We start from the raw sequence: 24,201 nt of genomic DNA on the forward strand, positions 1-24,201 counted from the left end.
AATACTCGATCCGTTTCGTCGGTAACCACCACAACACTGTTGTTCGAATGCAGGTCTATGCCACAGAATTTCATCACGGCCTCCTACGCAAAAGACTAAGTTCGCACCTTGAATTTTGCGCCACCTCCGTGAGGTGGGGAGGCCGGCCAGATGATTCTCAGATTTATTATATTTAATAAATTTGTCCCCTTTTTCAGAGTTCAGAGCAGCAAACGAGCTGCTTCTGAATAATTCGCATCTAAAGCTTAAGGATATAAAATTTACATCCGCAATTAGGCCTAGAACCGGTGAGGTCGTTCCTCGTTGTCAAAACTGCATCAACATGTTCGGAGAAGAATGATGGAGATGGATCAAGATTTTTTGGAACTCCATGATTTGGACTGGTTTGCGTCGTGTCTGGACGGAACGATAATGCATTTCGCGACAGGTGGGCGCGGTTTTGTTCCGGATTTTGTAAGGCAATCAATTTCAGCCTATGAAGAAATATATGATTATATTTTTTCAAGATCTGCTGGTTGTGGTGTTGAATTTGTTGAAAAAAATCTCCCAGGGTTTAATGGCGATATACAGCGTAAGAATTATTTGAAATCATTTTTTGAAATGGCTGGTAGAGGCATCTTTAGTTATGATGTTTCTAATGATAGAAGATATAAGCTGATAGCTAAGCCTTTCATTCCTTTACAGTTTTCGGATCTCCCAAGTCAAGTGAGGTATTGTATTTTTCAATCCTCGATGAATGCGCTTAACACAATTTTGCCGTTGGATATTGAGCGCGAGAGGGAAGAATAAGAAACCCTCGATTGGCTGGTTTTGGTAAGTCGAAGAATAAGGGGCAGGTTTATAATATTTAATAAACCTGTCCCCTTTTGTTAGTGGTGCGCGGACAGTAAGAGTTCGTGATGACGCGGGGGGCATGACTACGGCGCTGGAGACCCTCAAAATCGAGGCCCTCATTTCAATGACGACTCTGGAAATCACTATGACTACTGAAGTTAAAATTTTTAGTACACCAGATATCTCTGTTGATAACGAAGTGATTAATATTCGATCAGAAAGTGCGAAGGTCAAAGATGTGCTATCTGCTGCGAGTTTTTTGGTCGAAAGCACATCGAGTGAGTCTTTTGTTTTTGTATTAGAGTTTATTGCTAATGTTATTGAAAAGTCGTTGCCGGCGTATGAGGTTTGGCTACTGGTTGGTAGCTCCGCATGGCAGTCAGACACGAGAATTATCCGCTATCGAGGGTTGTGGGGGGCACTGAAGTTGCAGGGGGTTGAAATACCTAAAGCGACTGATTTGAAAGATGTTACGGTAGAAGCAGATGGGAAATTAAAGTTCTACGGTGCTCTACGATTGTCAGAGTTGCCAGTTCGAAGCGTCGTTGATACGGTTTTGGCTGGATACCGTTGTTATATGGTTGCGCTGCCTAGCGATGCAGGGGCCGATATTGCTTTATCTATGCCTTGGTCTGGAATTGCAAGTGAGGATTTGGATTTTTACCGCTTGATCTGTGAAGTGAAAGGTCTGCTGTTTAAAATGGTGGGTGAGTTTGATGATCCTGAGAGGGGGGTTGTATCTATTGGGGCGCCAATCTTAGTGAAGCAACTTTTGAGTGGGGTCAAAGAGTAAGTGAGAGAAGGGGGGCAGATTCTGAGAGATCCCCAAAAAACTACTCCAAGGTCTGCGCTTCGGGTTGGAAGGGGCGACAGCTTTAAGTGGGACTTAAGAGATGATTGACTCGAAAACCGGTGAGCGGATATTAGTTTGCGTCGACGAGATTTATGGACCGTACATTAGAGTTTCGACATTTCAAGATGGCGGAGCTTTAGAAGATGTATTGGATGAGAAGTTTTTTGTACTTTATTGGAAAGGTACTCCAGACGATTTAAAAGACTTTGGTGGGAATGAGTACTTTTTTGGGGGAGGGGCAGATCCCATTAAACTCCAAAAAATTCTTGACTCGATAGAGTTTGATTGGCTCTAGTGGAGGAAGGGGGCGAATTTGTTTAATTTAATGAATCTGTCCTTTTTTTGCATTTTGCCTTTTTACCGAATCGAGTGATTGACGCCTAAATAGTGGCCATCTAGTATCGCGCCAATATTTGATATCACCTCCGTCTTGTTGCGCTCATTAGGGAAGATTCATACGTGAACAAACCTGCACTCGTCACTCTGACCTTGGCAATCGCGCTTGCAGGTTGCCATTCCAACGTTCGGGATTCTTCTCCCAGCCTGCTGAAAGACGGAGTCCAACTGCACCAGAGTACGGTGGCAGTCGATGCGCAGCACGCCAAGGTGGTGATGAAAGCGACGGGGTCGACGATTCCGGTGGAGTTTTCAATCCGTCGGGCAGACGATCCCGACCGCCGCATGGAATTGCTGGGTACCGTCGTGGATTCGGGGCGAGGCCAGGTGTTCGGCTGGATTGCCAAGCTCAACGAAGTGGGCAACAGCGCGGTGGCCAAGCGCTTCCCGCAACTGGAAACCCAGGCCGATGCCGATAAGGCAATTGAAGTCTCAGGCTATGCGAGTGGCCCTCGTACCGGGGTTGTCCATACCTGCGGGCCAGTGAGCAATTCGTTTACGCCAGAGCGCGGCAAAACGTATCTGGTGGAGTTTGAGTTTGTTGGTGACGGTTGCGAGCAGCGCGTCTACGACGTTACGCTGCCCGAGCAGCGTATTCCTGTGAAGAGTTGATTCGCTGACTTTGCGCTGAAATGAGAAATGAAAACGCCCCGAATTTATCGGGGCGTTTTCATTTGCCAGGCAGCAGGTTTATCTGAACACCGGCACCACATGCTTGATAAACAACTCCAACGACTTCTTCTTCTCCGCATGCGGCAAGCTGTTGTCGCACCAGAAACTGAACTCATCCACCCCCAGTTCCTGGTAATACTTGATCCGCGGAATGATCTCTTCCGGCGTACCGATCATCGCCGTCTTGTGCAGGCTCTCCAGCTCAAACTCCGGCCGTCCGGCAAATTTCTCTTCCGGGCTCGGGGCGAGGAAGCCGTTCACCGGTACTTCCTTGTTGCCGAACCACGCATCGAAGGTGCGGTAGAAACGTGAAATCGCCTTGGCGCCTACCTTCCAGCCTTCCGGGTCATCCACTGAATGCACGTGGGTATGGCGCAGCACCATCAATTGCGGACGCGGCACGTCGGGGTTGTTGTCCAGCGCGGTCTGGAATTTGTTTTTCAGGTCGAGGACTTCTTCGTCGCCCTTCATCAGCGGCGTGACCATCACGTTGCAGCCATTGGCTACGGCGAAGTTGTGGGAGTCCGGGTCGCGGGCGGCGATCCACATTGGCGGGTTCGGCTGCTGGATCGGTTTCGGCACGCTGGTCGACGTGGGGAATTTCCAGATGTCGCCATTGTGGGCGTAGTCGCCTTGCCACAGGGCGCGGACCACCGGGACCATTTCCCGTAGCGCCTGGCCGCCGCTGGAAGCAGGCATGCCGCCGGCCATGCGGTCGAATTCCACCTGATAGGCGCCACGGGCCAGGCCGACTTCCATCCGGCCGTTGCTGATGACGTCAAGCAGGGCGCATTCACCGGCGACCCGCAGCGGGTGCCAGAACGGCGCGATGATGGTGCCGGCGCCGAGGTGAATGGTGGTGGTCTTGGCGGCGAGGTAGGCCAGCAGCGGCATCGGACTCGGCGAGATGGTGTATTCCATGGCGTGGTGTTCGCCGATCCACACGGTGCTGAAACCGCCGGCCTCGGCCATCAACGTCAGTTCGGTCAGGTCTTCGAACAGTTGACGGTGGCTGACGCTTTCGTCCCAGCGTTCCATGTGTACGAACAGGGAAAATTTCATGACGCTACCTCGAATCTCTTGTGGTCGGCCGGTCGCATGCAGGCCTGTTTAAATGCAAACGTGTGGGTCAGGCGAAGGCGGGCAGGGCGCCCATCTTGCCGTGGCAATACACCAGTGGGCCGGTGTCCTGCTGAGGAACGATGAGGTTTTTCACCGCGCCGACCATGATCGCGTGGTCGCCACCTTCGTATTCGCGCCACAGCTCACATTCGATGATAGCTGTCGCGTTGGCCAGGATCGGGTTGCCCAGTTCGCTCAGTGTCCACTCGATGCCCTGGGCCTTGTCCTTGCCTTTGCGGGCGAACGCGTAGGCTTCGCTCTGTTGTCCGCCGGACAGGACGTGAATGGCAAAGCGTTTGTTCTTGATCAGGACGGGATAGGAGTCGGAGCTGTAGTTGGGGCAGAACAGCACCAGGGCCGGGTCCATCGACAGCGAACTGAATGCGCTGGCGGTGAGGCCGACGATCTGGCCGTCGTCATCAAGCGTGGTGATGACGGTGACGCCGGACGGGAACGAGCCCATGACTTGTTTGTAGACGGCAGCATCGATCATTGGTCAATCCTCGAGTGCGGTGAAGCGTGTTTTTATTCGTTTGTGGGTCTGATGGTATACCGTAATACATCGATTGCAAGCGCTTTTTTGGTGAAACGATAAACGTGGTGCATTCGTCGGAAACTCAACATTTACGGGGCTTTCGTCTAGCCGCAAAGCCTGGCTATCGGGGAGGATGCCGGATCAGTTGCCGCCGTAAACAGCGGATCAGTCTTGTGAAAATGTTGGAATACCATAATATGGTGTTCATCTGAGGGGCCGCCCCGAAGCGCCCCCGGTTTGGCTTCATACAACGATAAGAACAGACCCAATCGAGTTCATATATGTCCCAGATGTCCCGGCAAGATCCGTTGATCGAGAATCACACGGTCGACTACGTCCCACTCGCGGAACGCCACGGGAAGGCCCGCGACCTATTCACCCTTTGGTTCAGCACCAACATTGCGCCACTGCCCATCGTCACCGGCGCCATGGTGGTCCAGGTGTTTCATCTCGACCTGTTCTGGGGGCTGCTGGCGATTGCGCTGGGGCACATGATCGGCGGGGTGGTGATTGCCCTGGCATCGGCGCAAGGCCCGCGCATGGGAATTCCGCAGATGGTGCAGAGTCGTGGTCAGTTCGGGCGTTACGGTGCGCTGCTGATCGTGTTTTTCGCCGCAATCATCTACATCGGTTTCTTCATTTCCAACATCGTGCTCGCCGGCAAATCCATCGTCGGCATTGCGCCGTCGGTGCCGGCACCGCTGAGCATCCTGATCGGTGCCCTCAGTGCCACGGCCATCGGCGTGATCGGCTACAACTTCATACATACGCTCAATCGCATCGGCACCTGGGTGATGGGCAGTGCGTTGCTGGCCGGCTTCATCTACATCTTTGCCCATGAGTTGCCGGCGGACTTCTTTACCCGTGGCAGCTTCAATCTGTCCGGGTGGCTGGCAACGGTGTCGCTGGGGATCATCTGGCAGATCAGTTTCTCGCCGTACGTCTCGGACTATTCCCGCTACCTGCCGGCAGACATCGGTATCAGCAAGCCATTTATCGCGACCTATCTGGGCGCCACGCTGGGCACGATTCTGTCGTTCACCTTCGGCGCGGTGGCGGTGCTGGCGACACCCGAGGGCACCGAGGCGATGGCGGCGGTCAAGCAGTCCACCGGTTGGCTGGGGCCGATTCTGATGGTGCTGTTCCTGCTCAACATCATCAGCCACAACGCGCTGAATCTGTATGGCGCGGTGCTGTCGATCATCACCTCGATCCAGACCTTCGCCAGCCAATGGACGCCGAGCATCAAGGTGCGAGTGATCCTGTCGAGCGTCGTGCTGGCGGGTTGCTGTGTGGTGGCGCTGGGGGCTTCGGCGGATTTCATTTCCGAGTTCATCGGCCTGATTCTGGCGCTGCTGCTGGTGTTGGTGCCGTGGGCGTCGATCAACCTGATCGACTTCTACCTGATCAAGCGCGGCAGCTACGACATCGCCTCGATCTTCCGCGCCGATGGCGGGATCTACGGGCGTTTCAATCTGCACGCAATCATTGCCTATTTCATCGGCATCATCGTGCAGCTGCCGTTTGCCAACACATCGTTGTATGTCGGGCCATACGCCAATCTGGTGGAAGGCGCGGACCTGTCGTGGCTGGTCGGCCTGATCGTGACGTGCCCGTTGTATTACTGCCTGGCGACGCGCGGGCAGACGCAGCAGAGCAGGGCGGCAAAGTTGGGTTTTACTGACTGACCGTTCGCCGTCTGTTCAAACAATGCCCGGCCACTCGCCGGGCATTGTCGTTTCAGTATTCTGACGGTCACGCAAATTGGCCATATCGATCCCCTTTTGGCCAATCGGCTACTGTGCGCCTTGTGCGCTTGTCGGCAAGAATCGAAGCCACAACAAGACGCTGCACCTTCCTTGCCCTTGGCTGACCTGACAGCCGCTGCCGTGTACAGAACATAAAAACCATCGACTCACGCTGCATTCGGGGAAACACAACATGGTCACGATGAAACGCATTCTGGGCGCTACTGTTTTCGGGCTGACGCTGCTGGCCAGCGCCGTCCAGGCCGAACAGCGCGAGCTGCGGGTGTACAACTGGGCGGACTACATCCTGCCGTCGGTGCCCAAGGATTTCGCCGCCAAAAGCAACATCAAAGTGACCTGGGACACCTTCGACACCAACGAATCCCTCGAAGCCAAGCTGCTGACCGGCAACTCCGGCTACGACCTGGTGGTGCCGTCGAACCAGTTCCTCGATACCCAGATCAAAGCCGGCGTGTTCCAGAAACTCGACAAGTCCAAGCTGCCGAACTGGAGTCACCAGGATCCGGCGCTGCTCAAGTTGCTCGATTCCAATGACCCCGGCAATCAGTACGGCGTGCCGTACATGGTCGGCACGGTGCTGATCGGGTTCAACCCGGCCAAGGTCAAGGCTGCGCTGGGCGAGAGTGCGCCGGTGGACAGTTGGGATCTGGTGTTCAAACCCGAGAACATGGAAAAACTCAAATCCTGCGGCGTGGCGATGCTCGATTCGCCGTCGGAAATCCTCCCGCTGGCCCTGCATTATCTGGGGCTCGACCCGAACAGCCAGAACCCGGCCGACTATGAGAAAGCCAAGGACCTGATGCTCAAGGTTCGCCCCTACGTCACCTACTTCAACTCGGCCAAGTACATGACCGATATCGCCAACGGCGACATCTGCGTGGCCATCGGTTATTCCGGCAGCTTCTACCAGTTCGGCAACCGTGCCAAAGAGGCGAAGAACGGCGTGGTGGTCGACTGGCGCCTGCCGAGGGAAGGCGCGCCGATCTGGTTCGACACCTTCGCCATTCCGAAGAGCGCGAAGAACGTTGAAGAGGCCCATGAATTCCTCAATAACCTGCTCGATCCGAAGGTCATCGCTTCGATCAGCGACTTCCTCGGCTACCCGAATGCCAACAAGGATTCGCTGCCGCTGATCAACAAGGAAATCACCGGCAACCCGAACCTGACGCCGACCAGCGAAGCGCTGAAGACGCTGTATGTGGTGCAGCCATTGCCGCAGAAACTGGAGCGGGTGCGGACGCGGGTTTGGACCAGTATCAAGTCCGATAAATAATCCAGATTTAAAAATGTGGAAGCGAGCCTGCTCGCGATAGCGTTGTGTCATTCAACATATCAGTTGGCTGACATGACGCCATCGCGAGCTGGCTCGCTCCCACAGGTTTTGTATTCAAGTCACTGACTCTGCCGTTCTTTTTCTGGCGACTTGTCCTTCGTCAGCACCAGACTCAGCACCACGGACGCCAGAATCAGCCCGCCGACAATCGCCAGCGACCACTCCACCGGCATGTGAAACCACGGCATCGCCGTCATCTTCCCGCCGATGAACACCAACACCAGCGCCAGTCCGTACTTGAGCAGATGAAAGCGGTCGGCCATGTCCGCCAGCAGAAAGTACAACGCTCGCAGGCCCATGATCGCGAAGATGTTCGAGGTGAAAATGATGAACGGATCGGTCGTCACCGCGAAAATCGCCGGGATGCTGTCCACCGCGAACATCAGGTCGCTGGCCTCGATCAGTACCAGCACCAGAAACATCGGCGTGGCCCAGCGCACGCCGTTCTGCAGCACGAAAAAGCGCTCGCCGTGAAAGCCGTTGGTGACTCGCAGATGCCCGCGCACCCAGCGCAGAAGCGGATTGTTATCGAGGTCCGGTTGTTGTTCGGCGAACACCAGCATTTTGATCCCGGTGATGATCAGGAACACGCCGAACACATACAGCAGCCAGGTGAACTGCGACACCAGCCACACCCCGGCAAAGATCATCGCCGCGCGCATCACGATCGCCCCGAGTACGCCGTACAGCAGCACCCGGCGCTGCAACTCCGGCGGCACAGCGAAGTAGCCGAAGATCATCACGAACACGAACATGTTGTCGATCGACAGCGATTGCTCGATCAAATAACCGGTGAGGAATTCCAGGGTCTTGCGCTGGGCGATTTCGGGCCCGAACTCGCCGTTCAGATACCACCAGAGCAGCCCGGCGAAGGCCAGCGCCAGCATGCACCACGCAATCACCCAGGATGAGGCTTCGCGCACCGAGACCCGATGCGCCTTGCGCCCGCCGAAGACAAACAGGTCAACGGCCAGCATGGCGAGAACAAAAACGATGAAGGCGGCCCACATCCAGGGTTCGCCGATGTTGATGGGGTGCATGTCGTTCTCCCTGTCTTTATGTTTTTCGGGGTAGACGGGGCCATGCTAGTAGGAGAATTCCGACGAAGAAAAATCGTTTATTTCGTGGGTATTGTTCGTGAATACCGAAGTGTCGATCGCCACGTGCAGCGCACGGGTAATACTTCATTCGACACTTCTTTGCTAACCTCGCTGTCGAGTCAGTCCACCACTCAGGGAGCTACGATCATCGACACGCCAGATCCTCAAGCCGTCTGCAGCCCGATCACCAGCGCTGCGATCTTTATCGTGGCGACCCTTAACGCCGAAGCCGAGGCGGCCGAAAAAGTCCGCGGCTGGTGCGCCGATATCGCAGGCCTGACACGCTCGGTCGGCAAGCGCGTGCCCTCGGGCAACTTGTCCTGCGTCTGCGGGTTTTCTTCCAGCGCCTGGGATCGTCTGTTCGGCAGTCCGCGACCGGCGTCCCTGCATGACTTTCGCGAATTCGGCGTAGAAGGGCGGCGCGCCGTTTCTACGCCGGGCGACCTGCTGCTGCACATTCGCGCCGATCAGATGGACCTGTGTTTCGAACTGGCCACGCAGTTGATGTCAGCGCTGGACGGCGCCGTGACGGTGACCGACGAAGTGCAGGGTTTCCGCTATTTCGACATGCGCAGCATCATCGGTTTCGTCGACGGCACGGAAAATCCGGTCGGTCGCAAAGCCGAGCATTTCACCCTCGTAGGCGATGAAGATCAGACGTTCAGCGGCGGCAGTTATGTGCTGGTGCAGAAGTATCTGCACAACATGAAGGCGTGGAACGACTTGCCGGTCGAAGCGCAGGAACGGGTGATCGGGCGCACCAAGCTGTCCGATATCGAGCTGGATGATTCGGTCAAACCGAGCAACTCCCACAGTGCGTTGACGACCATCACCAAGGACGGCGAAGAGGTGAAAATACTGCGCGACAACATGCCGTTCGGTCGGCCCGGCGCAGGTGAATTCGGCACTTACTTCATCGGTTACGCGCGTTCGCCCGAGCCGCTGGAGCAGATGCTGGAAAACATGTTCGTCGGCAAACCGCCCGGCAATTACGATCGATTGCTGGACTTCAGCACGGCGGTCACCGGCAGTCTGTTCTTCGTGCCTTCGGCGGATTTGCTGGAAGAACTGGCAGAGCGATAAAAAAACGGCGGGATCAATTGATCCCGCCGTTTTGCATTTACTTGCCTGCGGCCAGGGCTGGTGTACGTGGCGGCACCAGACGTTTCGACCCGGTCGCTTCGAACGCTGCTGCCAGACGCAGCAACGTCGAATCGTCATAGGCGCGACCGGCAAACGTCAGCCCCACCGGCATACCGATATCGGCCATCACGCCCATCGGCACGGTAACGGTCGGCACCCCGAGGTGGCGGATCGCGAGGTTGCCGTTGGCGACCCAGATGCCGTTGCTCCAGGCGATGTCCGCCGAGTCCGGGTTGACGTCGGCATCCGCCGGGCCCACGTCGGCGTTGGTCGGGAACAGCACGGCGTCGAGGCCGAGGCGGTCCATCCAGTCTTCGAGGTCGAGCTTGCGGGTCTTCTCCAGACCGCGCAGACCGTCCGGCAGGGTCGGAATCTGATCCCACGGCGTGATGCCGCGCTCGGCCATGCGGACGTACTCATCCATGCCGGCGGCGAGGTCGCCTTCACGGTTGGGCAGGGTGCCCGGGTCGTGCGGGAAGATTTTCGGGCCGTCGACGTCCGCCAGTCGATTGAGTTTCGGGTCACCGTTAGCGCGCAGGAAGTCATCGAACGCCCAGGCCGACAGGTCCCACAGTTCGTGGTGCATGAACTCTTTGGAAACGATGCCGCGATTGAACACGGTCGGTGCGCCCGGACGATCGCCTTCGCAATTGGAGACCAGCGGGAAATCCACTTCGATGACTTCCGCGCCGGCGGCTTCGAGGGCCTGGCGAGCCTGTTTCCACAGGTCGATCACCGAGGCGCGGGTGTTGATGCGTTGCCCGGTCGGACCGCCGATGCCCGGCGCTTCGCTGGTGCCGGCCTCAGGGTCGGCGTTGATGTACATGCGCGGCACGCCGAGGCGTTTGCCAGCCAGAGCATCACTTTTCACTGCCAGATCAAGGTAGGAAGCAGGGCGCACCGAGGCGACGCTCGGGATCGGCACCCAGGGTTGCAGGCGCCACAGGTCGCCACGGGTGTCGGTGTCTTCGGCGACGACTACGTCGAGCACTTCCAGCAGGTCGGCCATGGTGCGAGCGTAGGGTACCACCACGTCCATGGTCGGCGTCAGCGGCCAGTTGCCGCGCACCGAGATCACCCCACGGGATGGCGTGTAGGCGCACAGGCCATTGTTGGATGCCGGGCCACGTCCGCTCGACCAGGTTTCTTCCGCCAGACCGAATGCCGAGAAGCTGGCAGCGGTGGCGGTGCCGGCACCGTTCGACGAGCCGGAAGCAAACGGCGCAGTCAGATAAGCGGCGTTGTACGGACTTTCAGCGCGACCGTAGACCCCGCGCTGCATCCCGCCATTGGCCATCGGCGGCATGTTGGTCTTGCCCAGGCAGATCGCGCCGCCGGCGCGCAGGCGCTCGATGGTGAATGCATCACGCTGGGCCACCAGATCGGCGAACGCCGGGCTGCCGGACGCAGCGGTCAGGCCTTTGACCAGATAGCTGTCCTTGGCGGTGTAGGGGATGCCGTCCAGCGGACCGAGGGTTTCGCCCTTGGCGCGGCGGGCATCGGACGCCTCGGCTTCCTTCAGGGCTTCTGGGTTGCGCACGATCACCGCGTTCAGGGCGGTGTCGGTTTGCGGGCCGTCATAGGCATCGATACGTGCCAGATAGGCCTGGACCAGTTCAACCGCGGTGGTCTGGCCGGATTCGAGCGCCGAGCGCAGTTGAGCAATGGAGACTTCAGTGACTTCGATCATGCTGTTACCGCCGACAGGTTCGCTAAAGGGTGGTTGATCATTGTTATCGTCGAAACGCGTCAATCATTCTTGATGGGCGAAACTCTACCCTGAAGTTTGTCGATTGGCATGTCCTAATTCGATAAATATCGACAAAAATCAGCGAAAAAATTCTCCGGGCGTCTCGCCAAACTGCTGGCGAAAGGCTGCGATGAAGGCCGATGTCGAATCATAACCGCAGGCCAGAGCCACTTCGGTGACCCGTTCGCCACGCTCCAGTGGCGTCAGCGCGCCCAGCAAACGCAAGCGCTGGCGCCATGCGCGAAAAGTCAGGCCGGTATCGCGCAGAAACAGCCGGCTCAGGGTTTTCTCGGTCACGCCGAACTTTTCGCTCCAGTGACTGAGTGTGGTCTGCTGTTCCGGATGTTGCTCGAGACTTTGATAAATCTGCCGCAAACGGAAGTCCTGAGGCAGTGGCAGCATCAGGTCGATTTGCGGGGCTTCGGCCAATTGATCGAGGATCACCTGTGCCAGGCGTCCATGAGGGCCGCTCTGGTCATACTCGACAGGAATCTGACTGAAGGCCCGGATCAACTCACGCAAAAGATCGCTGACGCCGAGCACATGACAACGCTCCAGCGCCCAACCCGCCACGCTGCAATCGATGTACAGGCTGCGCATTTCCGTGTGCGGCGAACTGAATACCCGATGGGGCACCCCCGCCGGAATCCACACGGCCCGCTCTGGCGGGGCGACGAAACGACCGGCGGCGGTCTGCACTTCGAGCACGCCCTGGATCGCGTAAGACAATTGCACCCACGGATGACTGTGGCGACGGGTCAGGGCGCGATTGGGCAGTGATTCGGTGCGCCCATACAGCGGGCGCGGCAGGCTTGGCAGCCCGGGAATGCTACGTCTGACGCTTTTGTCGTGTCCTTTTGGCGGCATCTTGCGGCTCTTCGGCGTTAGTCGGTAATTGCCAGTCACGTTAGAGTCGCTTCCACATACTGGCAACCCCCGGATGAACAAACCATGACGCGCCCAAGATTCCTGCCCGACAACTTCACCCTGACCCTTGTCGCCGTGGTGCTGCTGGCCAGCTTCCTGCCCGCCAGCGGCCAGGTCGCGGTCGGCTTCGGCTGGTTGACCAACATTGCGATTGCGCTGCTGTTTTTCCTGCACGGCGCCAAGCTTTCCCGTGAATCGATCATCGCCGGCGCCGGTCACTGGCGCCTGCATCTGCTGGTGTTCGGCCTGACGTTTGTCCTGTTCCCGCTGCTGGGGCTGGCGCTCAAGCCGCTGCTGTCGCCGATGATCGGTGACAACCTGTACATGGGCATGCTTTACCTCTGCGCATTGCCGGCCACGGTGCAGTCGGCGATTGCCTTCACCTCGCTGGCCCGGGGCAACATTCCGGCGGCAATCTGCAGTGCGGCGGCATCGAGTCTGTTCGGTATCTTTCTGACGCCATTGCTGGTGACCTTGTTGCTGAACGTGCATGGCGACGGCGGTTCGACCGTCGACGCGATCCTGAAAATCAGTGTGCAACTGCTGCTGCCGTTCATCGCCGGTCAGATCGCCCGTCGCTGGATCGGCGCATGGGTCGGTCGCAACAAGAACTGGCTGAAATTCGTCGATCAGGGTTCGATTCTGCTGGTGGTCTACGGCGCGTTCAGTGAAGCCGTCAACGAAGGCATCTGGCATCAGATCCCGGTCATCGACCTGCTCGGTCTCGTGGTGGCCTGCTGCATCCTGCTGGGGCTGGTGCTGCTGGCGTCGACCCTGCTGGGCAAGTTGTTTGGCTTCAACCTGGAGGACCGCATCACCATCCTGTTCTGCGGCTCGAAAAAGAGCCTGGCCACCGGTGTGCCGATGGCGCAGGTGTTGTTTGCCGGCAGCACGATCGGTGTGCTCATTCTGCCGCTGATGCTGTTTCACCAGATCCAGTTGATGGTCTGTGCGGTGCTGGCGCAGCGTTACGCGAAACGACAGGAGTCGGTGCAGGAACTGATGGCGCAGGTTGATCCGTAATCACGGCTGCGGACGCTAACCCGCACCGGAATACTTGACTGCCGCCGCCGCCCGCGACGGCACGTTGAGCACCCGCAACAACGACGACACATGAATCCGCACCGTGAACGGGGAAATATCCAGTTCACGGGCGATTTCCTTGTTGGTCTTGCCCTGGGCGATCAGCCGCAGAACATCCTGCTGACGCGGGGTGAGGGCCGCGCCAGTTTCCAGCGGCAGCAGGCCCGACGGGGCGAACTTCACCAGCACTTCGCCTTCGCGGATCGCCAGGATGGCCTCGCCGATCTCGTCGGGGGCGATGTTCTTGCCGATGAAACCGTCGATGCCCGCCGCCATGACTTCGCCGATCAGTGCCTCGTCATCGACCATCGACACCACGATCAGCGTGGTGCGCGGCAGGCGCCGGCGCAGTTCGCCGAGCTGGCTGACGCAAGTCAGGCCGGGGAAGCGCAGGTCCAGAATCAGCGTGTCTGGCTCATCGCCGGAAGGCAGCAGGGCGAGCACCGCCTCCAGATCGCCGGCTTCTTCGATCAGCGCTTCAGGCAGCAGGCGCCGGACCGTGCGCACCATCGCTTCGCGAAACAGCGGATGATCGTCGGCTATGATGATTCGGCATGTCATGGCACAACCCTCCCTGGGTCGACATTTCTCACGGCGTGCACCTTAGCACCGGGCGAAGGCGTTGCCTGTCGGTTCGTGCTGATTCTGACGATTGCCGCACAAGGACGTTCCCCATGAAGTTCGAAAAGAACACCGAGCTCGACCAGGCCAATCTGCGCATCATCATCGCCAGTATCGCGCTGGTGTACATGGGCGTGCTCGGTTTCCTGCCGGGCCAGCGCTTCGATACCTATCTGCCGGTGGTCACTTACATTGCCCTGTTTCTGCTGGCCTCCGTCGGGTTGCGTCAGGCCATCGTGCGTTGGCCGGGGCATTATCCGGCGCGGCGGATTTTCGGCATGGTTCACGATTACACCGGCACCTGCTTCGGTCTGGTGGTCGGTGGCGAGGCGGCGCTGCCCATCTATGCCGTCATGGTCTGGGTCAACCTCGGCAACGGCATGCGCTATGGCTCGCGCTATCTGGCGATCGCCACGGTATTGGCATTGCTCGCGCTGCTGGCGGTCTATCGGTTGACGCCGTACTGGCAGGCGCAACCGTTCATGGTGCTGATGCTGATGATCACCAGCACGGTGATTCCGGTGTATGCGCACCTGTTGCTGGAGCGCACGCGCAAGGCTTCCGAAGAAGCCGTCGCGGCCAACCTGGAGAAATCGCGATTCCTGGCCCAGGCCAGTCATGACCTGCGCCAGCCGATCCACTCCATCGGCCTGTTTACCGCGTGTCTTCGCGAATCGCGACTGGGCGAGGACGAGCGGCGGCTGGTGGACAACATCGACCGTTCGCTGCTCAACGTGTCGCAGCTTTTCCGCTCGATCCTCGATCTGTACACCCTCGATAACGGCCGGGTTCAACCCAGGATGCAAACGCTGGAGCTGGGGCAGTGGCTGACGGAGTTGATTCGCCAGAATGCCGAAGCGGCGCGTTGGGCCGGGGTGGATCTGCGTCTGCACCGTTGCGAGCATTGGGTGTACACGGATCCGGCGTTGCTGGCGACCATGGTGCAGAACGTGCTGTCCAACTGCTTCAAATATGGCGCGCAGCGACCGGTGCTGGTGGGCGTACGCAGAAAGGGCGCGGGTTTGGCCATCGTGGTTTATGACCGTGGCAGCGGCATCGCCGAGGAGCATCTGCCCAGGGTTTTCGAGGAGTTTTATCGGGTTCGTCAATTGCGCGACAAGGACGTTGAAGGCGTGGGGCTGGGCCTGTCGATCGTCAAGCGGCTGGGGCAGATGATCGGCGTCGAGGTGCTGATTCGCTCACGGCTGGGGCATGGCACGGCCGTGACGCTGCAAGGGTTGCCACGGGCGGCGCCGCAGTTGCCGGTCAGTCGCGACGAGGCTCGTCAGGTCGGATTGCTGACGGGGTTGAAGGTGTGTCTGGTGGAGGATGACCATAACGTTCTGCTGGCGACCTCGGCGTTGCTCGAGCGCTGGGGCTGTGTCGTGCAGGCTGAACTGACGGGGCAGGGGCTGGTCACCGACTGCGACATCATCGTCGCCGACTATGACCTCGGCTCGCACAGCACCGGTATCGAGTGCATCGATGAGGTTCGTCGACAGCGGGGTTTTGCGGTGCCGGCCATGATCATCACCGGGCATGACATTGAAAAAATCCAGGCGGCCCTGCATGACCGCCAGATTGCCATTCTGTCCAAACCGGTGCGCCCGGCCGAGCTGCGCGCGACCTTGCGTGCGCTGCGCGACCGGCAGACCGAAGTGGTCAGCGCTTACACAGATAGTCCTGCGTGATGGTGGTTTGCAGACAGTTGTACTGGCCCATGGTGCGGCAGATATTCTTCTCCGAGCCGGAGACTTCGGCGCTCTTGTAGCCCCAGACCTTGCAGCGTCCTTCGGCCGTCGCCAGTCCCTGGGCCGCGGAAGTTTGCCCGCTTTCGAACTGGCCCAGTTCATAGGAAACCTGGACGACGCCATCGGTCTTGCTGCCGCCGGTGGCTTCCCATTGTTTCGGTGTGGCGCAGCCGGTGAGAACGATGGCGGCGAGGCTGAGGGTGGCGATGAGTGTTTTCATGATCGAACGGAATCCTTTACCGGATGAGAAGGCGGTGTAACGGTTTACTGGACCGGAATCGGCGACGCGCCTTTGGGCAGGCAGGACAGCGGAGGCGTCATGATGCCCATGCTGGCGACCGCGATGATCGCGCCACTGGGCAGTTCGCAGTTGTATTCGCCAGCGGCGGTGTAGGCGGTGTAGTAGGTCAGGGTGCTGTCGTTGCGGATGTTGCCGATTTTGGAGACCGGTTTACCGATGACGGTCTGGGCCCGTTCGCGCATGCTGTCTTCGGTGGGCTTGGCGGTCTGGCATCCGGTGGCGCCGAGAAGCAGGGCACCGAGCACGGTGATTCTGGCTAAGTTGAGGTACAGGTTCATGGTGTTGCTTCCTTGGTGTTGTTGTTTTTCCAGGCACAACGATCCCGCGCACTGCGCAGCGGCAATGTTGGGGAGTGTCGGGGGTTGCGAGGGAATATAACGCCAGGGAACGGGGTGGTCGATTAGCACAAATGTGCTAGTGCGGCGCAACCGGCAGGCCGCCGGTTGCGCCGAAAAGCATTACTGAGGGCTGTTGAACTGGTCTGAATAACTGCCGGTCATGAGGGCAGACGCGACCTGATCGGAGCCTACGCCACGGCGAGAGTAGGCGAGCCTTCTGGCGTCCACCTTGTCGGCCCCATCGGAAGCGACTGCGCCAGCGCCCACGTGATCGGCGCCATCGGAAGCGACTGCGCCAGCGCCCACATGATCGGCGCCATCGGAAGCGACTGCGCCAGCGCCCACATGATCGGCGCCATCGGAAGCGACTGCGCCACCGCCTACATGGTCGGCACCATCGGAAGCGACTGCCCCAGCGCCCACGTGATCGGCCCCGTCGGAAGCGACTGCGCCAGCGCCTACATGGTCGGCACCATCGGAAGCGACAGCCCCGGCGCCCACGTGATCGGCGCCATCGGAAGCGACAGCCCCGGCGCCCACGTGATCGGCGCCATCGGAAGCGACAGCCCCGGCGCCCACGTGATCTGCGCCATCGGATGCAACTGCGCCAGCGCCCACATGGTCGGCCCCATCGGAAGCGACAGCCCCGGCGCCCACGTGATCGGCCCCGTCGGAAGCAACTGCCCCGGCGCCCACATGATCGGCCCCGTCAGACGCCACAGCCTGCGCCTGCGCCGCCCAGACTTCGGGCATCACCACCACCGTTGCAGCGACCGCCAGGACCATGCCTGACCAAAGCTTGTGTTTCATGATTTTCTCCACGACCCATCAGCCACCCAGCATCCGAGCATTCCCCGTCGGTGGACGGTGTGGCTCGTTGGCCCCGGGGTTAACCAGATTGGCGATTGGCACGGGCGCGCCGCAAGGCGCACGGGTGTCGACGTTTTGCATGAAACCTGAACAGCGAACTGAAAAAGTATAGTTCGTCCCGATCGGGTGGCAGGTCCGGGGAGCGCGAAGGCGATAGTCGGTTAACTTCCTTGCAGGCAAGCGCTAGAAGAAAATCAATCTAAAAGCCGCGTAGCGCAAAGCAGCGTGTTTGCTAGGCTCAAGAATGTAGGCGAAGACGCAGACTGATGCGCAAGCGGATAGCGAGGAAGCGTTGGGCGCGTTCCGAAGGGTACACGGTTAGAAAGAACCCCGCGCTGGGTTCCAGCCCTTATGCCGTGTGAAGCAGCAGAGCACATTGCCTGTACTGTGGGAGTCCTGAGAAACCTCGTAAGCCAGAGACCAGCACTGGCCGCCTACTCGAACACCAAAGCCCGCCTCGTGCGGGCTTTGACGTTTCTGCGGGTCAGATGCTGGCCAGGGCTTGCGCCAGATCCGCACGCAGGTCCTCGATATCCTCGACGCCCACCGACAGGCGCACCAGGCTGTCACCGATGCCGAGCTTGGCGCGGGTTTCGGCCGGGATGGTCGCGTGGGTCATGATCGCCGGGTGCTCGATCAGGCTTTCGACACCACCGAGGCTCTCGGCCAAGGCGAAGATCTGCACGTTCTCCAGGAAGCGCCGAGCACCTGCCAGATCACTATTCAGATCCAGGGAAATCATCCCGCCGAAACCGCGCATCTGACGCTTGGCCAGTTCGTGTTGCGGATGGGATTCCAGGCCCGGGTAGTAGACGCGTTTGACCTGCGGCTGCTGCTCCAGCCAGCGCGCCAGCTCCAGCGCGTTGCTGCAATGACGCTCCATACGCAGCGCCAGGGTCTTCACACCGCGCAGGGTAAGGAACGCGTCGAACGGGCCGGAGATGGCACCGACGGCGTTCTGCAGGAAGCCCAGACGCTCGGCCAGAGCAGGATTGTCACCCACTACCGCGATCCCGCCGATCACGTCGGAGTGACCGTTCAGGTACTTGGTGGTCGAGTGCAGCACGATGTCGAAACCCAGTTCCAGCGGACGCTGGATCCACGGGCTGGCAAAAGTGTTGTCGGCCACGCAGATGATCCCCCGTGCCTTGCAGATGCGTGCAATGGCGGCGAGGTCGGACAGGCTCAGCAGCGGATTGGTCGGGGTTTCTACCATGACCATGCGCGTGTCGTCCTGCAGCGACGCTTCGAACGCCGACAGGTCGGCCAGATCGACGTAGCTGAAACGATGCCCGGCACTGCGCTGGCGTACCTTGTCGAACAAGCGGAAGGTGCCGCCGTACAGGTCATTGCCGGAGACGATGTGCGAGCCGGCATCGATCAGTTCGAGCACGGTGGAAATCGTCGCCAGCCCGGAAGCGAAGGCGAACGCCTGGGTGCCGCCCTCCAGATCCGCCACGCAACGCTCCAGGGCAAAACGCGTCGGGTTGTGCGAGCGGCCGTAGTCGAAGCCCTTGTGCACGCCGGGGCTGTCTTGCAGGTAGGTGGAGTTGGCGTAGATCGGTGGCATCAGCGCGCCGGTGGTCGGGTCCGGCGTCTGCCCGGCGTGGATCACGCGGGTGGCGAAACCCTGCGGGCGGGCGTTCTTGTCGTGCTGACTCATGCAAGGGATCTCCGTAGTTGGTTGAGCATGTCGACGCGGGTGATCAGGCCGTGGAAGCCCGAAGCGTCGGCAATGATCGCCACCAGGCCACTGCTGAGCACGGCTTCGAGTTCAGCCAGGGTTGCGGCGGGGGCGAGGGTTTGCAGTTTGTCCGTCATCGCGCTGGCGACGGGTTTGCTGAAGAGCGTGGCATCTTCGTGTACGCGCACCAGAATGTCCGATTCGTCGATCACGCCGACCAGTTGTTTGCCTTCCACCAGTACCGGCAGTTGCGAAACATCCGCCAGGCGCATGCGCTGGAACGCGGTCATCAGGGTGTCGTCGGGGCCGACGCTGACCACTTTGCCGTCTTCGAAGCGGCGGGCAATCAGGTCGCGCAGGTCGCCGTAGCGTTTGCGCTGCAACAGGCCCTGATCGGTCATCCACTGGTCGTTGTAGACCTTCGACAGATAGCGCGTACCGGTGTCGCAGACGAAGCTGACCACACGTTTCGGCACGGTTTGCTCACGGCAGTAACGCAGCGCGGCGGCGAGCAGGGTGCCGGTGGACGAACCACCGAGAATGCCTTCCGAGCGCAGCAACTGACGGGCGTGATCGAAGCTTTCTTCGTCGCTGATCGAGTAGGTGCTGCGCACGCTCGACAGGTCGGTGATCGACGGTATGAAGTCTTCGCCGATGCCTTCCACCGCCCACGAACCGGCGGTGCCGAGGTGCTTGCTGCGGCTGTATTCAGCCATGACCGAACCGACCGGGTCGGCCAGGACCATTTCGAGGTCCGGTTGTACGCGTTTGAAGAAACGGGTCAGGCCGGTCAGCGTACCGGCGGAGCCGACGCCGACCACGATGGCGTCCAGATCATGCTCGGTCTGCGCCCAGATCTCCGGCGCAGTGCTGCATTCGTGGGCCAGCGGGTTGGCGGGGTTGTTGAACTGGTCGGCGAAGAAGGCGCCGGGAATGTCTTTCGCCAGACGGGCAGCGACATCTTGGTAGTACTCGGGATGACCCTTGCCGACATCGGAACGGGTGATGTGTACTTCGGCGCCCATGGCCTTGAGGTGCAGGACTTTTTCCGTGGACATCTTGTCCGGCACTACCAGCACGACGCGGTAGCCCTTGGCGCGGCCTACCAGCGCCAGACCCAGGCCGGTGTTGCCGGCGGTGGCTTCAACGATGGTGCCGCCGGGTTGCAGGCGACCGTCGCGTTCGGCCGCGTCGATCATCGCCAGGCCGATACGATCCTTGATCGAGCCGCCGGGGTTTTGTGATTCGAGCTTGAGAAACAGGGTGCACAGGCCGGTATCGAAGCGTGTGACTTGTACCAGCGGAGTATTGCCGATCAGCCCAAGTACGGCAGGGCGTGATTCCTTTGACATTTCTTCACCTCTTTGTGGTGTTGATCGCGTTCCATTCGCGGGGGAAAAGCTCGCGTGCAACATAGGCGCAGACATCAACTGTCGCAACCATTAGTCAGCGTGCAATTCAGCCATTTCGATCTAACCATAGAACGAAATCAGAGAAGGCAAGGGAGCGATTTACCGAGGTTTATACGAAGGCGCCATTGAGTATTAAAAGGGCGTCTTCAGGGTCATGAATGGCTTGATCTGACGGTGAATATCCGGCAGCGAAAACCGATCAGTGGTTGCTCATCAGGCCGTGCAGGACACCCAGCCGCAAACCGGGTTCCGATGGCTCCATTTGCGCGATGCCGAACACCTTGAAGGCGGCGAGCATGACGACTAGGCCGCCGGGCAGAATGCTCTGACGATGGGATTGCAGGCCGGCGAGTTTCAGTTGCCGCACATTGCTGACTTCCAGCAGGCGAAGCGACAGTCGCAGCAGGCCGCCGTAGGTGATGCCGCCCTGACCGAAGTCGTTCAGGCGATTGGCCTTGAGCACTTTGGCCAGCATCCGTGCCGTTCCCGAGGAGCCGATGGTTTGCTGCCAGCCCTGGGCGCGATAGCGGCGGGCGACCTTTTCGAATTGCAGGATGGTTACCCGTTCGGCCTCTTGCAGGGCGCCGGGGGAAATCTCGCCATTGCGAAAGTAGCGTGCGCTCAGGGTGCCGCTGCCGATGGCGATGCTTTCGGTCAGCAACGGTTGCGAACCCTGGCCGAGGATCAGCTCGGTGGAGCCGCCGCCAATGTCGACCACCAGACGCAGGTCATCGGCGACCGGCAAGGTGTGGGCCACACCGGCGTAGACCAGACGCGCTTCTTCGTGTCCGGAAATCACATCGATGCGAAAGCCCAGATGCCGCTCCGCACTGCCAAGAAACAACTGGGCATTGTCGGCCTCGCGCACGGCGCTGGTGGCCACCGCCCGCACACGGCCCGGCTCGAAACCGCGCAGCTTTTTGCCGAACCGCGCCAGGGCCTGCCAGCCGCGATCCAGCGCCATTTCGTCGAGCGCCCGGCCATCGAATCCCTCGGCCAGCCGCACCGGTTCACGCAAGGTTTTCACTTCCTGAATCATGAAGCCTTTTCTGCTGCGGACCGACTGACCGATCATCATGCGAAACGCATTCGAACCGAGATCGATGGCAGCAAACAGCGAGGCGTCTTCTTTCATGGGAATCCTTGCAAAATCCACCGCCCCAGGCCCGGGCGGTTTGCGAGGATTCTGCAATGGCTTCGATGACAACCTGATGACGCGGGGAGGGCGGTTCAATGAATTTGGCGCTGTCATGACACTGTCATTATCGGGTGCTCATACTTGCTCCCAATACATCGCGTGCTTTTCATGATTTTGGCTGCCAACTTCGGCAGCTTTTTTTTGCCTGCGATTTGAGTGTTCAGCGAAATTTGCAATTCGAAGGAATGCCCGATTAATATACGTTCCATATATATTCCATATCGGATCTTGCCATGGGCATCGTAAAGATTTCAGAGGACATGCACGAAAATCTGCGCATCTCCAGCAACGCACTCAGCCGCTCGATCAACGCGCAGGCCGAGCACTGGATGCGCATCGGCATGCTCGCCGAGCTGTATCCCGACCTCGATCACCACGCCATCTGCCGGTTGCTGATTCGCGCCGAGCAAGCGGGCGGTCTGGATCTGCAACAAATCTGTGCCTTGGCCGATGCCGCGCAGAACATCCCGGTTCAAGAGGCAGCCAAGGCATGAGAAACCCGATCAAGATCAACACCCGGGCCGAGATCGCCCAATCCCGTGTGGCCGGCCAACTGGCCGCCGAGGTGCTGGCGATGCTGGTGCCGCACGTCAAGGCTGGCGTTACCACCGATCAACTCGACCGCTTGTGCAATGACTACATCGTCAATGTGCAGAAGGCGATTCCGGCCAACGTCGGTTATCACGGCTTCCCGAAAACCGTCTGCGCGTCGGTCAACGACGTGGTCTGTCACGGCATCCCGTCGGGCACGCCGTTGAGGGATGGCGACATCCTCAACCTCGACATCGCCGTGATCAAGGACGGCTGGTTCGGCGACACCAGCCGCATGTACGTGGTCGGCCAGGCTTCAGCCGAGGCGCAGCATCTGATCAAGACCACCTACGAGGCCATGTGTGCCGGCATCCGCGTGGTGCGTCCGGGCGCCACCCTGGGTGACATCGGTCATGCGATCCAGAGCCTGGCGGAAAGGGAAGGTTTCAGCGTGGTGCGCGAATACTGCGGGCACGGGATCGGCAAGGTCTATCACGATGAGCCGCAAGTGCTGCATTACGGTTACCCGAATCAGGGCCTGAAGCTGAAGGCAGGGATGATCTTTACCATCGAACCGATGCTCAACGCCGGCAAGCGCCATGTGAAGAACATGCCGGATGGCTGGACCGTGCTGACCAAGGATGGCTCGCTGTCGGCGCAGTGGGAACACATGGTGGCAGTGACGGAGGACGGGTTTGAGGTGTTGACGGTTTGGCCGGATCAGATCGAAGGTTTGACGGCCATCGTTTAAAAAAAGGCCACCGCAACCCGACGTTGCGGTGGCCGCAAGTAACACGCGAAAAGTCCGCAGGTCAGTGAGCGCCCGCCGCTTTGTTCAAGTCGCTTTCGGCCCACTCGGTGTAGACGCAGGCATCGGCTGTCGCCCAGCGTACCTGTACCGGATCGCCGGCCTTCAAAGGCATCCCCGCCGCCGACAATGCCTTCACCGTCATCGAAGTCCCGCCCGAAGTGACCACGCTGCAAGTCTGGCTCTCGCCCAGAAACAGCACCTCGACCACCTTCGCCGAAACCTCGTTCCAGCCCGCCGCCAACGGCTCGCTCGCCGCTTGCTGCACACTCAACGCCAAAGCCTTTTCAGGGCGCACCATCAGCAAAATATCCTGCCCGGTCTGCAATCCGGCAGTCAGTCGAATCGACAGCGACTGGCCTTCAAAACTCGCCGCGCCATTACCCTGAGCCTTGAGCTTGAGGAAGTTCGAGTTGCCGAGGAACGACGCCACAAACGCATTCGGCGGATTCTGGTACAGGTCATAACCGCTGCCGAGCCCGACAATCTTGCCGTGACTGAAAATCGCGATGCGCTGGGACAGGCGCATGGCTTCTTCCTGATCGTGAGTCACGTAGACGATGGTGATGCCGAGACGGCGGTGCAGTTGGCGCAACTCGTCCTGCAAGTCTTCGCGCAGTTTCTTGTCGAGTGCGCCGAGGGGTTCGTCCATCAGCAGGATGCGTGGCTCATAGACCAGCGCGCGGGCGATGGCAACCCGTTGCTGCTGGCCGCCGGACAGTTGCGAAGGACGGCGATGGGCGAATTGCTCCAGTTGCACCAGTTTCAACATCGCATCGACACGCTTGTCACGTTCAGCCGCAGCGAGTTTGCGGATCGCCAGCGGGAACGCGATGTTGTCGCGCACCGACAGATGCGGGAACAGCGAGTAACGCTGGAACACCATGCCGATATCGCGTTTGTGCGGCGGCACATTCACCAGCGACTGGCCGTTGACCAGGATCTCGCCGCTGCTCGGGGTTTCGAACCCGGCGAGCATCGACAGCGTGGTGCTTTTGCCCGAGCCGCTGGAGCCGAGGAAGGTCAGGAACTCGCCGTCCTTGATGTCCAGAGAGATGTTGTCCACGGCGGCGAAATCGCCGTAGTGTTTGTTCAGGTTGCGCAGGCTGACCAGGGGGTTGTCGTTCTGCTGGGATGCGTCTTTGATCACGGCACTCATGTCGTACTCCT

At 59.4% G+C, this 24,201-nt stretch carries 24 protein-coding genes; 12 read left to right on the plus strand and 12 right to left on the minus strand.

What is annotated here, in order from left to right:
- Nucleotides 1-339: 339 nt before the first annotated feature.
- The 4 genes from DXT77_RS00915 to DXT77_RS00930 all read left to right on the plus strand — a co-directional run bounded on the left by DXT77_RS00915 (nucleotide 340) and on the right by DXT77_RS00930 (nucleotide 2,695).
- Entirely contained in the window at nucleotides 340-789 is a 450-nt protein-coding gene (locus tag DXT77_RS00915; RefSeq protein WP_178083430.1) for a hypothetical protein, read from the plus strand.
- Between the two features lie 124 nt (nucleotides 790-913).
- On the plus strand, nucleotides 914-1,627 hold the full coding sequence (locus DXT77_RS00920; protein ID WP_119426259.1) for a hypothetical protein: 714 nt from the start codon (nucleotides 914-916) through the stop codon (nucleotides 1,625-1,627).
- A gap of 100 nt (nucleotides 1,628-1,727) precedes the next feature.
- Nucleotides 1,728-1,982, plus strand: a complete 255-nt coding sequence (locus tag DXT77_RS00925) for a hypothetical protein (protein ID WP_119426260.1) — start codon at nucleotides 1,728-1,730, stop codon at nucleotides 1,980-1,982.
- A gap of 164 nt (nucleotides 1,983-2,146) precedes the next feature.
- The gene (locus tag DXT77_RS00930) at nucleotides 2,147-2,695 is read left to right on the plus strand and encodes a hypothetical protein (RefSeq protein WP_119426261.1); all 549 of its coding nucleotides are present in this window, start codon (nucleotides 2,147-2,149) and stop codon (nucleotides 2,693-2,695) included.
- A 78-nt stretch (nucleotides 2,696-2,773) separates the two neighbouring features.
- Here the strand turns inward: DXT77_RS00930 and DXT77_RS00935 are convergent, their stop codons facing one another.
- Together DXT77_RS00935 and DXT77_RS00940 are read right to left on the minus strand one after the other, a co-directional pair.
- Nucleotides 2,774-3,817 (minus strand): LLM class flavin-dependent oxidoreductase, encoded by a 1,044-nt coding sequence (locus DXT77_RS00935; RefSeq protein WP_119426262.1) that lies wholly within the window; start codon nucleotides 3,815-3,817, stop codon nucleotides 2,774-2,776.
- Between the two features lie 67 nt (nucleotides 3,818-3,884).
- Complete coding sequence (locus DXT77_RS00940) at nucleotides 3,885-4,370, minus strand: flavin reductase family protein (protein WP_064597301.1); 486 nt, start codon at nucleotides 4,368-4,370, stop codon at nucleotides 3,885-3,887.
- Nucleotides 4,371-4,693: 323 nt separating this feature from the next.
- Here DXT77_RS00940 and DXT77_RS00945 point away from each other — a divergent pair, with 323 nt between their 5' ends.
- Nucleotides 4,694-6,100, plus strand: a complete 1,407-nt coding sequence (locus tag DXT77_RS00945) for a cytosine permease (RefSeq protein ID WP_119426263.1) — start codon at nucleotides 4,694-4,696, stop codon at nucleotides 6,098-6,100.
- Nucleotides 6,101-6,353: 253 nt separating this feature from the next.
- Complete coding sequence (locus DXT77_RS00950) at nucleotides 6,354-7,454, plus strand: polyamine ABC transporter substrate-binding protein (RefSeq protein ID WP_119426264.1); 1,101 nt, start codon at nucleotides 6,354-6,356, stop codon at nucleotides 7,452-7,454.
- 119 nt (nucleotides 7,455-7,573) lie between these two features.
- On the opposite strand, the gene DXT77_RS00960 is transcribed toward DXT77_RS00950, so the two are convergent.
- Nucleotides 7,574-8,554 (minus strand): TerC family protein, encoded by a 981-nt coding sequence (locus DXT77_RS00960; protein ID WP_119426265.1) that lies wholly within the window; start codon nucleotides 8,552-8,554, stop codon nucleotides 7,574-7,576.
- A gap of 204 nt (nucleotides 8,555-8,758) precedes the next feature.
- Here DXT77_RS00960 and DXT77_RS00965 point away from each other — a divergent pair, with 204 nt between their 5' ends.
- Nucleotides 8,759-9,697 (plus strand): Dyp-type peroxidase, encoded by a 939-nt coding sequence (locus tag DXT77_RS00965; protein ID WP_372238663.1) that lies wholly within the window; start codon nucleotides 8,759-8,761, stop codon nucleotides 9,695-9,697.
- 37 nt (nucleotides 9,698-9,734) lie between these two features.
- Here the strand turns inward: DXT77_RS00965 and DXT77_RS00970 are convergent, their stop codons facing one another.
- Both DXT77_RS00970 and DXT77_RS00975 read right to left on the minus strand, forming a co-directional pair.
- Complete coding sequence (locus DXT77_RS00970) at nucleotides 9,735-11,447, minus strand: amidase (RefSeq protein WP_119426266.1); 1,713 nt, start codon at nucleotides 11,445-11,447, stop codon at nucleotides 9,735-9,737.
- 138 nt (nucleotides 11,448-11,585) lie between these two features.
- A complete protein-coding gene (locus DXT77_RS00975; protein WP_119426267.1) occupies nucleotides 11,586-12,374 on the minus strand; it encodes a helix-turn-helix domain-containing protein in 789 nt (262 codons plus the stop codon).
- An 84-nt stretch (nucleotides 12,375-12,458) separates the two neighbouring features.
- Between DXT77_RS00975 and DXT77_RS00980 the strand changes: the two genes are divergently transcribed.
- Complete coding sequence (locus DXT77_RS00980) at nucleotides 12,459-13,457, plus strand: bile acid:sodium symporter family protein (protein ID WP_114883627.1); 999 nt, start codon at nucleotides 12,459-12,461, stop codon at nucleotides 13,455-13,457.
- Nucleotides 13,458-13,472: 15 nt separating this feature from the next.
- Here DXT77_RS00980 and DXT77_RS00985 read toward each other — a convergent pair whose 3' ends face one another.
- Nucleotides 13,473-14,078, minus strand: coding sequence for a response regulator transcription factor (locus DXT77_RS00985; RefSeq protein ID WP_119426268.1), 606 nt, complete (start codon nucleotides 14,076-14,078; stop codon nucleotides 13,473-13,475).
- Nucleotides 14,079-14,191: 113 nt separating this feature from the next.
- On the opposite strand from DXT77_RS00985, the gene DXT77_RS00990 reads away from it, so the two are divergent.
- A complete protein-coding gene (locus DXT77_RS00990) occupies nucleotides 14,192-15,829 on the plus strand; it encodes a hybrid sensor histidine kinase/response regulator (RefSeq protein ID WP_119426269.1) in 1,638 nt (545 codons plus the stop codon).
- Here DXT77_RS00990 and yecR read toward each other — a convergent pair.
- The gene (yecR, locus tag DXT77_RS00995) at nucleotides 15,801-16,109 is read right to left on the minus strand and encodes a YecR family lipoprotein (RefSeq protein ID WP_119426270.1); all 309 of its coding nucleotides are present in this window, start codon (nucleotides 16,107-16,109) and stop codon (nucleotides 15,801-15,803) included. The genes DXT77_RS00990 and yecR overlap by 29 nt on opposite strands.
- A gap of 44 nt (nucleotides 16,110-16,153) precedes the next feature.
- Nucleotides 16,154-16,468 (minus strand): hypothetical protein, encoded by a 315-nt coding sequence (locus tag DXT77_RS01000; protein ID WP_119426271.1) that lies wholly within the window; start codon nucleotides 16,466-16,468, stop codon nucleotides 16,154-16,156.
- Nucleotides 16,469-16,834: 366 nt separating this feature from the next.
- Here DXT77_RS01000 and DXT77_RS29790 point away from each other — a divergent pair, with 366 nt between their 5' ends.
- Nucleotides 16,835-17,320 (plus strand): hypothetical protein, encoded by a 486-nt coding sequence (locus DXT77_RS29790; RefSeq protein WP_158593084.1) that lies wholly within the window; start codon nucleotides 16,835-16,837, stop codon nucleotides 17,318-17,320.
- Nucleotides 17,321-17,882: 562 nt separating this feature from the next.
- Here DXT77_RS29790 and DXT77_RS01010 read toward each other — a convergent pair.
- The 3 genes from DXT77_RS01010 to DXT77_RS01020 form a co-directional block, all read right to left on the minus strand.
- Nucleotides 17,883-19,061, minus strand: a complete 1,179-nt coding sequence (locus tag DXT77_RS01010; RefSeq protein WP_085711347.1) for a cystathionine gamma-synthase — start codon at nucleotides 19,059-19,061, stop codon at nucleotides 17,883-17,885.
- Nucleotides 19,058-20,434, minus strand: coding sequence for a pyridoxal-phosphate dependent enzyme (locus DXT77_RS01015; RefSeq protein ID WP_119426272.1), 1,377 nt, complete (start codon nucleotides 20,432-20,434; stop codon nucleotides 19,058-19,060). Before DXT77_RS01015 ends, DXT77_RS01010 begins: the two co-directional genes overlap by 4 nt.
- Nucleotides 20,435-20,693: 259 nt before the next feature.
- The gene (locus tag DXT77_RS01020; RefSeq protein WP_119426273.1) at nucleotides 20,694-21,629 is read right to left on the minus strand and encodes a Ppx/GppA family phosphatase; all 936 of its coding nucleotides are present in this window, start codon (nucleotides 21,627-21,629) and stop codon (nucleotides 20,694-20,696) included.
- A 296-nt stretch (nucleotides 21,630-21,925) separates the two neighbouring features.
- On the opposite strand from DXT77_RS01020, the gene DXT77_RS01025 reads away from it, so the two are divergent.
- Both DXT77_RS01025 and map read left to right on the plus strand, forming a co-directional pair.
- Nucleotides 21,926-22,186 (plus strand): ParD-like family protein, encoded by a 261-nt coding sequence (locus tag DXT77_RS01025; protein ID WP_085711344.1) that lies wholly within the window; start codon nucleotides 21,926-21,928, stop codon nucleotides 22,184-22,186.
- On the plus strand, nucleotides 22,183-22,974 hold the full coding sequence (gene map / locus DXT77_RS01030; RefSeq protein WP_119426274.1) for a type I methionyl aminopeptidase: 792 nt from the start codon (nucleotides 22,183-22,185) through the stop codon (nucleotides 22,972-22,974). Before DXT77_RS01025 ends, map begins: the two co-directional genes overlap by 4 nt.
- Nucleotides 22,975-23,035: 61 nt before the next feature.
- Here the strand turns inward: map and DXT77_RS01035 are convergent, their stop codons facing one another.
- Nucleotides 23,036-24,190, minus strand: a complete 1,155-nt coding sequence (locus DXT77_RS01035; RefSeq protein ID WP_119426275.1) for an ABC transporter ATP-binding protein — start codon at nucleotides 24,188-24,190, stop codon at nucleotides 23,036-23,038.
- Between the last annotated feature and the right edge of the window lie 11 nt (nucleotides 24,191-24,201).

It is taken from the genome of Pseudomonas sp. 91RF, assembly GCF_003576265.1.
GTDB lineage: Bacteria > Pseudomonadota > Gammaproteobacteria > Pseudomonadales > Pseudomonadaceae > Aquipseudomonas > Aquipseudomonas kribbensis.

Bases quoted from the DNA above. Each gene is read 5' to 3' on its own strand.
- DXT77_RS01000 (WP_119426271.1), bottom strand. From the start codon at position 16,468: ATGAACCTGTACCTCAACTTAGCCAGAATCACCGTGCTCGGTGCCCTG.
- DXT77_RS00925 (WP_119426260.1), top strand. From the start codon at position 1,728: ATGATTGACTCGAAAACCGGTGAGCGGATATTAGTTTGCGTCGACGAG.
- DXT77_RS00975 (WP_119426267.1), bottom strand. From the start codon at position 12,374: ATGCCGCCAAAAGGACACGACAAAAGCGTCAGACGTAGCATTCCCGGG.
- DXT77_RS00990 (WP_119426269.1), top strand. From the start codon at position 14,192: ATGAAGTTCGAAAAGAACACCGAGCTCGACCAGGCCAATCTGCGCATC.
- DXT77_RS00970 (WP_119426266.1), bottom strand. From the start codon at position 11,447: ATGATCGAAGTCACTGAAGTCTCCATTGCTCAACTGCGCTCGGCGCTC.
- DXT77_RS00920 (WP_119426259.1), top strand. From the start codon at position 914: ATGACTACGGCGCTGGAGACCCTCAAAATCGAGGCCCTCATTTCAATG.
- DXT77_RS01015 (WP_119426272.1), bottom strand. From the start codon at position 20,434: ATGTCAAAGGAATCACGCCCTGCCGTACTTGGGCTGATCGGCAATACT.
- DXT77_RS00985 (WP_119426268.1), bottom strand. From the start codon at position 14,078: ATGACATGCCGAATCATCATAGCCGACGATCATCCGCTGTTTCGCGAA.
- DXT77_RS00950 (WP_119426264.1), top strand. From the start codon at position 6,354: ATGGTCACGATGAAACGCATTCTGGGCGCTACTGTTTTCGGGCTGACG.
- DXT77_RS01025 (WP_085711344.1), top strand. From the start codon at position 21,926: ATGGGCATCGTAAAGATTTCAGAGGACATGCACGAAAATCTGCGCATC.
- DXT77_RS00935 (WP_119426262.1), bottom strand. From the start codon at position 3,817: ATGAAATTTTCCCTGTTCGTACACATGGAACGCTGGGACGAAAGCGTC.
- yecR (WP_119426270.1), bottom strand. From the start codon at position 16,109: ATGAAAACACTCATCGCCACCCTCAGCCTCGCCGCCATCGTTCTCACC.
- DXT77_RS01010 (WP_085711347.1), bottom strand. From the start codon at position 19,061: ATGAGTCAGCACGACAAGAACGCCCGCCCGCAGGGTTTCGCCACCCGC.
- map (WP_119426274.1), top strand. From the start codon at position 22,183: ATGAGAAACCCGATCAAGATCAACACCCGGGCCGAGATCGCCCAATCC.
- DXT77_RS01035 (WP_119426275.1), bottom strand. From the start codon at position 24,190: ATGAGTGCCGTGATCAAAGACGCATCCCAGCAGAACGACAACCCCCTG.
- DXT77_RS00980 (WP_114883627.1), top strand. From the start codon at position 12,459: ATGACGCGCCCAAGATTCCTGCCCGACAACTTCACCCTGACCCTTGTC.
- DXT77_RS00915 (WP_178083430.1), top strand. From the start codon at position 340: ATGGAGATGGATCAAGATTTTTTGGAACTCCATGATTTGGACTGGTTT.
- DXT77_RS29790 (WP_158593084.1), top strand. From the start codon at position 16,835: ATGATCGGCGCCATCGGAAGCGACTGCGCCAGCGCCCACATGATCGGC.
- DXT77_RS00960 (WP_119426265.1), bottom strand. From the start codon at position 8,554: ATGCACCCCATCAACATCGGCGAACCCTGGATGTGGGCCGCCTTCATC.
- DXT77_RS00940 (WP_064597301.1), bottom strand. From the start codon at position 4,370: ATGATCGATGCTGCCGTCTACAAACAAGTCATGGGCTCGTTCCCGTCC.
- DXT77_RS01020 (WP_119426273.1), bottom strand. From the start codon at position 21,629: ATGAAAGAAGACGCCTCGCTGTTTGCTGCCATCGATCTCGGTTCGAAT.
- DXT77_RS00945 (WP_119426263.1), top strand. From the start codon at position 4,694: ATGTCCCAGATGTCCCGGCAAGATCCGTTGATCGAGAATCACACGGTC.